This is a genomic window from Oscillibacter sp. (genome assembly GCF_031978065.1).
GTDB lineage: Bacteria > Bacillota > Clostridia > Oscillospirales > Oscillospiraceae > Oscillibacter.
Window position 1 is genome coordinate 22,779 of the sequence record NZ_DALZCH010000024.1, and the last position, 12,276, is coordinate 35,054.

Genomic DNA, 12,276 nt, shown 5'->3' on the forward strand with positions numbered 1-12,276 from the left:
ATCAAAGTCACGCCATATATCATTAAATGTGTAGCACGTTCTCTACGGATATCCGCATGTAGAGGCTGCTACACATTTATTTTATCTTTACATAATTGACATCAAGCAAATCACTCACATTCTTAGCTCGTTGTTTATTTTGTACAGTTATTTTCGAGTTTTATGTGAATGTATAGCAAACAAGTAGCATAAATGTCACATCATGACCAGATCCAATTCTTTACGGGATACAAAAAGATCGGTATAGTAGAATTGTAATCCGTACGGAAGCAACAAATAAGAAAGAGAAGGGCAGGATAACTTACAATTCACGCAACAGGAATAAAATTTTGGAACGACAAAGTATTGAATCTTGGGAGGATAGAAATATGACCAGTTCTACTGTTGCAACCATCACTCACAGAAATACAAAATACTATATATGGTCGCTTATCTCCATTTGCTTGATGTTCTTCTTTGGAGCAATTGTACCACCTTTTGCAGGAATCACCCCGGTAGGAATCAGTATCCTCGGCATTTTTTTTGGTGTTTTAATTTCTACAATCGCAACAAATGAAACTTTCTGGCCCGCAGTTTTAGGCCTTTTCGCCATGGTTATCTGTGATTATATGCCCGCAGGCGATCTTCTAAAAGCGTGGTTTGGCAACTCGGTGATTCAGCAAATTATCTGGGTAATGGCCTTAACCGGAGCTGTCACGGAATCCGGCGCGGTTCATGTTATCAGCAGAAAAATGTTGGGAATCAAGGCATTACGGGGCCACCCAATGCGTTTTATCATTTCCCTTTTTCTGACCGTGTTGGTCTGTGCTGCATTGGTCAGCAGTCCAACCACCATGCTGCTGTTGTGGTACCCCATTTTGGATGGTATCTGCGAAATGTGCAATATTAAAAAAGACAGTGATCTAAAACGCGAATTGCTGCTCGGTATTTATATCGCGGCCATGGGTGCATATATTCTTCCGTTTAAGGGCGTACATCTTTCATCTATTGCAATTATCAGCGGAATTATGGAAGCCAGCGGTCTTCACTTCGATAATGTAGCATACTTAGCTACCGCCACACTGTCCATCGTTATTTTTGTTCTGGCCTATGCGCTTTTCATGAAATTTGTCTGGAAAACCGATCTGACACCTCTGAAGGATTTTGATGTAAACAAGATGAGCTTAGATGTGACGGATACAAAATTGAGCAGCAAACAAAAAATCTTACTTGGATTCATGATTTTTGGTATTGTTTTTCTGCTGATCGGCATGGTTTTGCCGACGGATTCCGCAGCCTATGCCCTCTATAACAAGATTGGTTCCACATGGGTGTGGGTGGCTCTCTATGCAATTCTATGCTTTATGCGGGATAAAGAAGGCAAGCCTTTCGTTGATGGCGTGAAGCTGCTTCAATCTAAAACCATGTGGGGGATTGTTGCCGTGGCTGGCTGTTTTACCATCTGTGGTGCTGCCATTGCTTCGGATGATTTGGGAATTAAAGCCGCAATCTCTTCAATACTTGGACCGATTCTTAATAATGCCAGCTGGCCAATATTGGTGCTCCTTTGCGTGATTATTTCCACGGTTTTCACCAACTTCACAAACGGAATGCCCGTCAGCTTTACAATCAATGCGATCTGCATTCCTCTTGCCTGTACATTGCAGATGAATCACGAAGGAAATGCCTCTGTCCTGGGCGTTGCAACGATTCTGTCTGGACTGTGCGCATTTTTGACCAACGGCGCTATTGCCTATGCGCCGATTCTGTTGGGACGTGAGGAAATGAATAACAAGTTCATTTTCACAAAAGGTGTTGTAACGAACATCATATTTATTGTAACGACAAGTCTGGTCTGCATCGTTTTTGGATATCTATTCTAAGAAGCAATAAAGGAGTTCCTTATGAGCAAATTTTATCAAGAGCCGTCTCAAAATATCTCCATTCAAGCTGAATGTGATATCTTGGTGGTAGGCGGTGGCGCTGCCGGACATTCTGCTGCTGTTGCAGCAGCTAGAGCTGGTGCTAAAAACATTATTCTTTTGGAACGGTACGGATATATGGGCGGCGATGTAACTGGTGGTTATGTCATTATGGTCCCAAATCTGTCCTGGTATAATAAGTCTTTTGTCAGAGGCCTTCAGGAGGAATGGTTCAGCCGCATGGATAAGATCCCGGGAGCTGTGAGAGCGCCCTCTTTGGATAAAATCGGCTGTGAAGACCCTGCCTTGGTGTATCCATGGCGCGCAATCCATGACTGCGTTAGCCGTGGAGGCTATGATGGCTGCAAACCCTCCTGCCTGGTCCGTGCGGTATATTTTGAGCCCAATCAGCTGAAAATTGAACTGGATAAGATGCTGCTGGAGCATAAAGATGCAATTCAAGTGATGTGCCATAGTTGGGGGACAAAGCCAATCATGGAGGGAAACACCATTAAAGGTGTGATCTACGAGAGCAAAGAAGGCCGCAAGGCCATTTTGGCCAAGATGGTGATCGACGCCACAGGCGACGGTGACCTTTACTCCCAGACAGAAGCACCCTTTGAAAGCATGGCGGACAAAGTAACCCGCGCAAACACTACGGCGCTGGTTTGGAGGATTGGCAACATCAACTGGGATGCGTATTATGAGTGGCAGCAGCTTCACCCGAATGAGATGGCAGCTCTGCGTGAGGGCCTGCAAAAAGTGGCCGGATTTCGGTGCCTGCCGCTTCCCGGCAATCAGAATGATATGTGCTGGGTGAATAACTGGCATCCCAACCGGGACTGTACCTGCGTAAAAGACCAAACTGAAACAGAAATGAATACTCGAAACACGATGCGGGAAGTGCTGGGCTATTTGCAGGAAGCCGTGCCGATTGCGTTCCGCAACGCTTATCTGTATGACATCGCTCCGCAACTTGGAACCCGCTGCAGCCGCCGTTTGGTTGGCGAGTATGTCATGACGACCAATGATTTTGCATTTGCCAAACAGCATGATGATGTGGTCGCATGGCATTCCACGATTTGCCAGGTTAATGACTGTGGACCGGTAGAAATTCCTTATCGTTCTATTCTCCCTCAGAGAATTGAAAATCTGCTGTGCCCCGGTCGCCATTTCTCAGCGGACGGAATTGCAATTGACTGGCTGAACTTGATTCCCCAGTGTGTGGGCATGGGTCAGGCGGCCGGCGTAGCTGCTGCTGCTGCCGTCTCCGACGGAACTACTGCACACACTGTGAATATTCGGAAAGTCCAGGATATTTTGGTGGATCAGGATGTTCCTCTGCCACGCAATGCTAAGTTTGAAGCAAAGGATCCTTCTTACCGAGAGTGTGTTGAAGAACATCAATATGGGCTTTATACGGACAAGGCTCGTCTTGCAAAAGAACAAGTAGAAAAAGCAGGCGAACTAAATCTGGATTTTCAAAAATGGTAAGCCAGACAAACGAAAGTCTGGAAGGCAACCCTGCCGAAGAGAATCATAACGCAGCAAATTTACCTCAAGAGTTTTTTGCAAAGCTTTTAGATATTCCCAGCTGTAAGTTGCGGTCTGGTATATGCAACGGGTGTGGCCGTTGTGAACACTGATACGAAAGAGATCTGCCGGAATACGTATTCCGGCAGATCTCTTATACTTGCAAAATTATTATGAAGGGAGAAAAGAAATCGATCTATCTCTCATAAAACTTAGAAAAGAATGAAAAACACTGTCATGAGCCAAAGCTTTATTCCAAACAAGACGATGCATGCTTTTCGGAAAGAAATCCAACGGAATTCTCTGTACATCTGTCCATGTTTCTAATATGTCGCTGGGAAGAATCGTATAAATAATCCCGCTTGAATTCAGTACATGAAGTAGCTTTTGATCTGAGGTACGTAGAACGACATTTGGAGTTTCATCAAACGTTTGAAAGCATGAGTTCAAAATTCCTTCTACTGGCATTGGAGCGTTTAAGTAACCCAAAGGCAGAGTCAAAATATCAGAGATGCCCAAAGATTTTTTTTCAGCGATTCTGCAACCAAAAGGAACTCCCATCATAATTTGTGTTTGATATAGGTCAATGCTCCCAAATATATTATGATCCAGAATCCTAGCTGGGGTTAAAAAGGCATCCACTGTTCCATCCATCAGAAGCTTCCATGCATCACTTGCACCATACTCATTAACATAGAGATTGATTTCTGGGAAGCACTGACGAAAATCATTAAAGTAAAGAGAATACACATGATATGCATTTGTGGGGGTTATTCCAAGATGAAAAGCCGATGGTTTTTCACCACTGGATATTTGGCAGATTCGCCGCTTAGTAGCTTTATAACAAGAAGAGACTTCCTTAAATAAACAAGCAATTGTTTCCCCACTTTCTGTTAAAACAACACCGTTTTTAGAACGAATAAACAAATTTGTCAGAAATTCTTCTTCTAGTTCTGCAAGCGCCCTGGAAATGACAGAACGAGAGATATACAGTTCGTCCGCCGCCGCAGAAATATTTCCTTTCGCTATTACCATCTGAAAATATTCAATTTGCTTTAGCGTCATAGCCGAGCCTATCTCCTTCCAGCAAGAGCAGTATTTATATAGCGATAAAGTTGCAAAGGGTATATATCGCAGAATGTTATATTATATATTTTATAATATCATATTGCGGTAAAATGTCAATAAAACTACCAACATTATGTGCAGCTTTATTCTTGAAGAAATCTTCAAACCTTGTTTTTTCTGTATCTTCAAAGATTTATTCTAGCACGAGGCTGCAAACGCTGTGTGTTCTGCGGTTTGAATTAGTGTTAATACTTAAAAGATGGTCCGTACCGGCTGATGTCGCTAAGCACAATAAATTAGAGATAATCTACGTTCCCACTATATACTAACGTTTTCAAACCTGTAGCCGACCAGTCTTGACTCCGTCTGTGCGGAAAAAGTCCGCTTGCTGACAATTCCTTGAAAACCGGAGAACTTTGATAAGACGCAGATTCGGCGAAGGAATTTGAGAAATCCAGTTTAAACTGCAGCGCACAAAATCCAAGGCAGGAAACAACACGTTGCTGCGCTAAATTGCGCCGTCGACCAACGTTCCCGCGCAACTAAAAAATGGTGCAGGCGGAGCTTATAAAGAAAATGTTGGCAAACTTCTGGCCGCAATGGTGGCCAGAGCGGTAAACACGGAGTCGGTGTAAGACACTTCGAAATCGTCGCCCGGGCAGCTAAGCGTTCTTCGGATACTGAGCAATCCCAGTCCACCCTCCTGTTTGCGGGACAAAAGCTCTCCGCCGAAATTGCGAACCTGTCCGTCAAAAGAATTTTCCACCAGAAGTTTTAGATCGTTACTTTCCCACCGGCAACGAATACAGATGAAACGAGGCCCGGTAAACCGTCGGCAGGCATCCAGCGCATTTTCTAAGAGGTTGCCGATCACGATACACAGTGTCAGATCATCAATAGAAATGGTTTCCGGCAGGTCCAGATGCGTCTCCAGATTCACCTGATTTTCCCGGCATCTGCCCGAAAACTCCTGCAAAAGACCATTCACAGCCTGATTATGGCAAAATGTCTGCGTAGCGGTGTTGTCCAGCTCTTTTTGCAGGTCGTGAAGATACCGGGCCTGTGCATCTCGGTCCATACTCTGCAAAGCGTGAATATGATGGCGAAAATCGTGTCGAATAATCCGAACCTGTTCAATATAATCCAGTACCTGATGATAGTGCTCCCGCTGCTGATAGAGAAGCTGTTTTGCAATTTCCAGTTCCTCGGTCATTTTTCTGCGCTCCATCAGCTCCAGAATGCTGTTTAAAATCAGGACATACAGCCCGACAATCATACTGCAAAGAACAAAGAAAAATGCGACAGCACCAAACCCTCCCACAGCCAGCGCACTGCTTGAAAAAATGGTTTTTGTCCCCACAAACAGGAGAAGCAGGGAAACCGTGGGGTAAGCAAGCAGTAGAGTAGAGGCTCGGACAGATAGTTCCGTGAACAATCGCCTTACAGCCGCCTTCATCCACAGGCGAACCACCAGATAAAATCCGAATGCCGACAGAGCGGAGACGATCACACAGATTTGAGAGTAGGTAAGCTCTGTTCTGCCCAGCAAGGCCCATGCAAACAATTCATTCAAAGAGGCGGAGAGCACCGCAAACAGCCAGGCCGACAGATAGAGGAAGGCTTTTCCCAATAAACTGCCTTGAAAGAACAGCAGAAGAATGAGGAAATATAGAAAAGAAAACAGTCCCTGAAAAACCACGAAAACACTGTCGGGAATGTGAAACAAGATTTGCAGAAAGGTCATAATGACCCACAGATAAACCGAGATACTGGCAATGTTCTCCCGGCTTTTGTCTTTCGGCTCCAGACACACAAACACCGGCATCATCCGCACCGACAGCGTAATCAGATTGAGAAAAATTCGGCAGGCTTCATCATTCATAGAGTTCACCTGAGCCGGTGGCGGTAAAATGCCGCCTTGCTCTGCCGATAATAATTCCGGGAAATAGGCGCCACCATGCTTTGGCGAAGACGAAAGCCGTTGGGCTCCATCTGTTCCACACTGTCCAAATTCACAAGATAGCTCTGATGGCACCGGAGAAACTGTGGATATCCCGCCAGACAAAGCTCCAAATCACCCAGCTTGTGAGTGATTGGAAATCGTTCTCCACTGCACAGTGTGACATAAACCTGATGCAGGCGGCTTTCAAAATAAGCCACCTTTTCCAGTCGCAGTTCCAGCGGAACGCGATTGCGGATGACCTGAATGGAGGCCGTGCGGCGCTCAAAGCGCTCTTTCAGCACCCGGTTCATGGTCTCTTCAAAGGCGGACTGCTGTAAGGGTTTCAGAACAAAACCCGCCGCACGGACGCTGTATCCCTCCACCGCCGACTCCAGCGAGGAAGTCACGAAAATAATGGTCGCTTCGTCATCCCGTTTTCGAAGCGCCCGGGCAGTCTCTAAACCGGTCATCTGCGGCATCATCACATCAAGAAAATAGAGATCATAGCAGTTTTCCGCGGCTAGAAACTGGGCTCCGCTCTGAAAGGCGTCGATCTCCACCGGTATATTCTGAAGGCCGAAAAAGTCTGAGACATAGCCGGACAGACGGCGGCACTCCGCAGCATCGTCATCACACACAGCAATTTGGAACATCTACATCCCTCCCAGAAAGAAATCCAGCCACAGCAATTCTTCCGATAGCATTGACTTTACCGCCCAGACAGGCGGTTTTTTATATTTTATTGAATAATAATCTGGCAGTCAAGAGGCCGGGACGCGATATGTGGAGAACTATCTGTTAAGTCTCCACCATATTTGGTAGCTTTTTTACAGAAGTGGAGGTTTATCTTACAGTAAAGAGATGCTACATTAGTGTTATAGTGGCAGGACTGTACAGGAAACAGGCAGGCTTTATATCCTTACACAGTCCGGAAAGTCTTTCGGAGGAGGAAAATTATGCACGCAAATATTATCGTAACCATTATTGTCGTCATCTATCTGCTTGCCATGCTGTGGATTGGCTGGTACTCTTCGACCAAGGTGTCCACCAACACGGATTTCATGGTGGCGGGCCGCCGTCTGGGGCCTTTTTTGATGGCGGGTACCTTGGCTGCGACGGAGATCGGCGGCGGAAGCTCCCTTGGCGTTGTGCAAAATGGAATGTCAGGCTATGGTCTGAGCGCCGCGTGGTACATCATTGCAATGGGTCTGGCGTTTGCCATTCTGAGCTTTGTGGCGCCGAAGTTCCGGGCGGCAACCGTAAAAACCGTGCCTGAATACTTCCGCAGGAGATATGGAAAGTCCTGCGGTATTATCACATCCGTGATTATGCTTTTGCCGCTGATCGGCCTGACCGCCGGACAGTTCATTGCCTCGGCAGTCATTCTCTCCACCATGCTGAGCATCAACTATCAGGTTGCGGTCATCATCGTGGCGGTGGTCGTGACAGTTTACTCCATCATGGGCGGTCTTTGGAGTGTTACACTGACTGACTTTGTGCAGGTGTTTCTAATCGTACTGGGTATGATTATTGCCATTCCGTTTGCCCTGAAGGATGCAGGCGGCTGGGCAAATGTGACCGCCAACATCCCGGCAGGCACATTAGATCTTTTTCAGGGCTATGATTTGTTTGGCATCATTTCGCTAGTAGTCATGTATACCGCAACATTTTCCGTGGGACAGGAAGCGGTTTCCCGCTTCTACGCGGCCAAGAACGAAAGAACAGCCAAAGCAGGCGCTTGGTTGGCTGCGCTTATCAACTTTATCTACGCGTTTATCCCCACCATTTTGGGAATTATCACTCTTGCTTTGATTAACATGGGCAAATTTGACGCCGCCCAGTTTGAATCGGTGGGCGCCAGATACGCCCTGCCCGTGCTGGCCATGCGGACAATGCCCGCGCTGATCTGCGGATTGCTTTTTTCCGGCATTATCTCGGCAACCATGTCCAGCTCCGACTCCGACTTGCTGGGCGCCGGCTCAATCTTCGCAAACGACATTTACAAAGCGGTTCTAAAGCCCGACGCAACCAGCAAGCAGGTAATGCGGGTCACCAAAATTGTGATGTGCCTTGTGGGCGTGGCCTCCATGTTCATTGCGCTGTTCAATACCAGCAGCATCGTGTCTATTCTGATGTTCTGCTTTACCCTGCGGGCCGCCGGATCGTTCTTCCCCTACGTGATGGGGCATTACTGGAAAAAGGCGTCCACCGGCGGCACCATTGCCTCTTTGGTGTCCGGCACGCTGGTAGTGGTCTATCTGGAGCACATCTCCAAGGGCGTTCTGTTTGGAATTAAGTTCAGTCAGCCCGTGATTCCGGGTTTGGTGGCTGCGTTTATCTGCTTCATTATATTCTCGCTCCTGATGCCGCCGAAGGTGGAAAGCACCGAGCTTTCTCCGGAAGAAGACGACTGACCTGAAACCAACAGCTTAAACATACTATGAAATAAATTTGGGAAGCACATCCTGTTCAGGAGAAATCTTGCAGATGTGCTTCCCGAATTTTTTGCTCTTATTAAAGTACCCTTGGAAAATGCCGCAGGCCCATCTTGCCATTCGCTTCCCACCGTGCTATGATGGGTGCAAATAAAAGAAGACAGGATGATTTTATGATGTGGATGCGCAGCCGCGTTCTTGCGGTATTGATTGCGGGCATCAGCCTGATTATCGCGGTGAGTCTGGCCGTCGGCAGCCTTGTGGATTACAAGCAAAACGCCTCCGGCGGCATCAGCGCCACCGGATCGGCCACGAGAGATTTTACATCCGATTTAATCGTCTGGCGCGGCAGCTTTTCCGCCTACGGGCAGTCCACTACGGAGGCGTATGCGTCCATCCAGCACGACGCGGGCGTGGTTCGAGACTATCTGCTGTCCCACAACGTTCCTGAAGAGAGCATTGTATTTTCGTCTGTCACCATTGAACCCGATTACCGGGAGATTTACAATGATTACGGCAGCTATGTCGACTCGGAGCTGAAGGGCTATTCCCTCAGCCAGCGGCTCACCATTCAGTCCTCGGACGTGGAGGGCATCGAGGTCATTTCCCGGGACATTACAGAGCTGATTGGATCGGGCGTGAACTTCTATTCGGAATCCCCGGAGTATTACTACACCAAGCTGGGCGAGCTGAAGCTGGAGCTGATCGACGCCGCCACCGCGGACGCCAAGGCCCGCGTGGACATCATGGCGGAACAATCCGGCGGCAAGGTGGGCAAGCTGCTCAGCGCCGACCTTGGGACCTTCCAGATTACCGCGCAGAATTCGGCAGAGGATTCCTACGTTGCGGGCGGCGCGTTTAACACCTGGTCCCGGGAAAAAACCATGTTTATCTCCGTCCGGCTCCATTACGCGCTGCGATAAATCGGGAGACTGGCTTCTGCGCTTCATGAAAAAGCAACCTTTGTTCAGTTGACCTTACATAAAATGAGAATCCGAACCCACCTCTGTTGAGGCCGGGTTCGGATTCTTATAATTTATTCCACTGATTCAGAAGCGATGCGCCGACGTTTCCGCCTAATCAGTATTTTCCGAGGCCACTGGCCGCCATAGAAACTGCCCGCCCGGATACGGCCCGCACCTTTTTGAAGTCTCCCTGCTGTTCGTCTGAAGAAAGTCCTTCTGGTGTTTCGGAAACCGCTTCGCTCTTCGGCAGACGGCTCCCGGAGCTCAGCTTGAATACGCTGACATAGTTCTTCAGGGTGTCAGCCTGCGCAGAGAGCTCCTCGCTTGCGGCGGCGCTTTCTTCGGCAGACGCTGCGTTATTCTGAACAACCTGAGAAATCTCCGTGATCCCCTGATTGATCTGTTCAAGTGCCGCCGCCTGCTCATGGGATGCCGTGGCAATGGCATCCACAAGCTCTCCCGTCTGCGAGATTCCCACCACGATTTTGCTCAGCGCACTGGCGGTTTCATTCGCGATTATAGTTCCGGCTGCAACCTTATTTATGGAGGTTTCAATCAATTCGGTCGTTTCTTTGGCTGCTTTGGAGGACTGTGCAGCCAGACTTCTGACTTCCTCGGCAACAACCGCAAACCCCTTTCCGTATTGGCCTGCCCTTGCTGCTTCCACAGCGGCGTTGAGCGCAAGAATATTTGTTTGAAAGGCAATATTTTCAATTACCTTGATAATCTTACTGATGTTTTCAGAGGACGCGTTGATTTCATTCATGGCACGGAGCATCTCCTCCATCTGGGCATTGCCGGCATCCGCGTCTTTTTGGATATTTCCCGCCAACTCGTTTGTTTTTTGCGCGTTCTGTGCGGTTTGAGTTGTCTGCGAAGTAATTTCTTCCATAGACGCCGATAGTTCCTCAACAGAGCTTGCCTGTTCGGTTGCCCCCTGAGAGAGCGATGTGCTGGAGTCTGCCACAAGCCCCGCGCCGGAATCCACTTGGTCTGCAGATGTAACAATGGAAGCTGCAAGACTGTGGAATTTTGCGACAAGCTCCGAAAGCGCCTTGCCCATGATGTCTTTTTCAGAACGAACCGTTACTGCCAAAGACAAGTCTCCCGTCGCCACGATTTCCAGTTCACGGCTGAGTTTTACCGTCCCTTCAATGAGCTTATTAAAGGCGAGCGCTACCTTACCGATCTCGTCTTTGCGCTTTTTCACTTGTGTGTCTTCCTCTGTTATTAAACCGTATATATCTACATCTCCAACAGCGATATACTCGGAAACCATTCCAATCATTTGAAGCGGCTTGCTGATAATACCGGATGTGTAAGTGCCCAGAAGCAGGGAAATGACAAAGGATATGACAATTACAGCAATCATAATTACCATTGCGATTGACGCCGCAGCCTTATTATTCGCAAGATTTTCTTGCGCGTTGGCTTCTTTCCTTTGCGTAAGTAATTCAAAGCTTTCAGCCGCATTTTGTGCCTCAGGTACCGCTTCATTGATTAGAGACAGTATATCTTCTTTTGCTTTTCCCGCCTTGGCATCTTTTATTACATTATTAACTGTATCCGTGTAGGCTTCATACGCCGTCATGGTTGAATCATATAGCTGTTGCTCTTCACTGCTCGTAACTGTTTCGCTGTATTTTTCCATTTGAACCTGCACCGCGTCCATTTGAGTCGATATTTCTTGGTAGTATTTATCGCGGCCCGTATCGTAGTAAATATAAAGGTTCCGAATTGCGACTCTGATCTCCTTAAAGCTGCTTTCCGCTCCAGTGGAGTAAACGATTCCCATGGTTTGATTATCATAGGTGGTCTGCTGGTTATTGTTCATTCGCAGCATGTTGACAATACCGACAGCGCCGACTACGATTCCAAAAACCGATATAAACAGAAACCCTAAAATTAGTTTTTTAGATATCTTTAAATCCTCAAACCACTTCTTCATTGTCCTGACTCCTTCAATTATTCACGGCATCGTGTCAATCTGCTGTGCCGTGATACTTTTATTTACACATTTTGGCCTCGCCTCAAGGGCAGGCCAAAACAGCGCCGATGTCTTCCGTGTTCAGCAGCCTCACCCAGTCGCGCAGCAGTATCCTCACTCCGCGCGGCCTTTCTATGTGTTTAGCATACTCGCCGCCGGTCCCGGAGCTTAGGTTAGGTCCTTGCACAATATTTTCGCCGGGCGGGAATATCAGAAACCGTCTTTTATGGAGTCTCCGCCGTCATCCAAAAATTTTCTTAAAAGACTGGTCATTATCTCACTTCCTTAAACTTTTTTAGAAACACATAACACCTGTAAAAAACTTGCTTGCACGATCCTGAATAAGTAGCACCTTATTTAGGACACTATATTATATGGGAATAAATTTACTGGCCGTAGTTTGTCAAAGACTGCGGAGGCGTTTTATCACCAATTATCTTATTCA

8 protein-coding genes are annotated in these 12,276 nt (G+C 47.3%); 4 read left to right on the forward strand and 4 right to left on the reverse strand.

Going from position 1 to position 12,276, the window contains the following annotated elements:
• The first annotated feature begins 368 nt into the window (after positions 1 to 368).
• Both RTK01_RS05550 and RTK01_RS05555 read left to right on the forward strand, forming a co-directional pair.
• Complete coding sequence (locus tag RTK01_RS05550; RefSeq protein ID WP_312280014.1) at positions 369 to 1,862, forward strand: hypothetical protein; 1,494 nt, start codon at positions 369 to 371, stop codon at positions 1,860 to 1,862.
• Positions 1,863 to 1,883: 21 nt separating this feature from the next.
• Entirely contained in the window at positions 1,884 to 3,395 is a 1,512-nt protein-coding gene (locus RTK01_RS05555) for an FAD-dependent oxidoreductase (RefSeq protein ID WP_312280015.1), read from the forward strand.
• 210 nt (positions 3,396 to 3,605) lie between these two features.
• Here the strand turns inward: RTK01_RS05555 and RTK01_RS05560 are convergent, their stop codons facing one another.
• The 3 genes from RTK01_RS05560 to RTK01_RS05570 all read right to left on the reverse strand — a co-directional run bounded on the left by RTK01_RS05560 (position 3,606) and on the right by RTK01_RS05570 (position 7,097).
• Positions 3,606 to 4,499, reverse strand: coding sequence for a LysR family transcriptional regulator (locus RTK01_RS05560; RefSeq protein ID WP_312280016.1), 894 nt, complete (start codon positions 4,497 to 4,499; stop codon positions 3,606 to 3,608).
• A gap of 568 nt (positions 4,500 to 5,067) precedes the next feature.
• Entirely contained in the window at positions 5,068 to 6,384 is a 1,317-nt protein-coding gene (locus RTK01_RS05565) for a GHKL domain-containing protein (protein WP_312280017.1), read from the reverse strand.
• A 5-nt stretch (positions 6,385 to 6,389) separates the two neighbouring features.
• Positions 6,390 to 7,097, reverse strand: coding sequence for a LytTR family DNA-binding domain-containing protein (locus tag RTK01_RS05570; RefSeq protein ID WP_312280018.1), 708 nt, complete (start codon positions 7,095 to 7,097; stop codon positions 6,390 to 6,392).
• 303 nt (positions 7,098 to 7,400) lie between these two features.
• Here RTK01_RS05570 and RTK01_RS05575 point away from each other — a divergent pair, with 303 nt between their 5' ends.
• On the forward strand, positions 7,401 to 8,858 hold the full coding sequence (locus tag RTK01_RS05575) for a sodium:solute symporter family protein (RefSeq protein ID WP_312280019.1): 1,458 nt from the start codon (positions 7,401 to 7,403) through the stop codon (positions 8,856 to 8,858).
• Between the two features lie 194 nt (positions 8,859 to 9,052).
• Entirely contained in the window at positions 9,053 to 9,802 is a 750-nt protein-coding gene (locus tag RTK01_RS05580) for an SIMPL domain-containing protein (RefSeq protein ID WP_312280020.1), read from the forward strand.
• Between the two features lie 157 nt (positions 9,803 to 9,959).
• Here RTK01_RS05580 and RTK01_RS05585 read toward each other — a convergent pair whose 3' ends face one another.
• Complete coding sequence (locus tag RTK01_RS05585; protein ID WP_312280021.1) at positions 9,960 to 11,792, reverse strand: methyl-accepting chemotaxis protein; 1,833 nt, start codon at positions 11,790 to 11,792, stop codon at positions 9,960 to 9,962.
• Between the last annotated feature and the right edge of the window lie 484 nt (positions 11,793 to 12,276).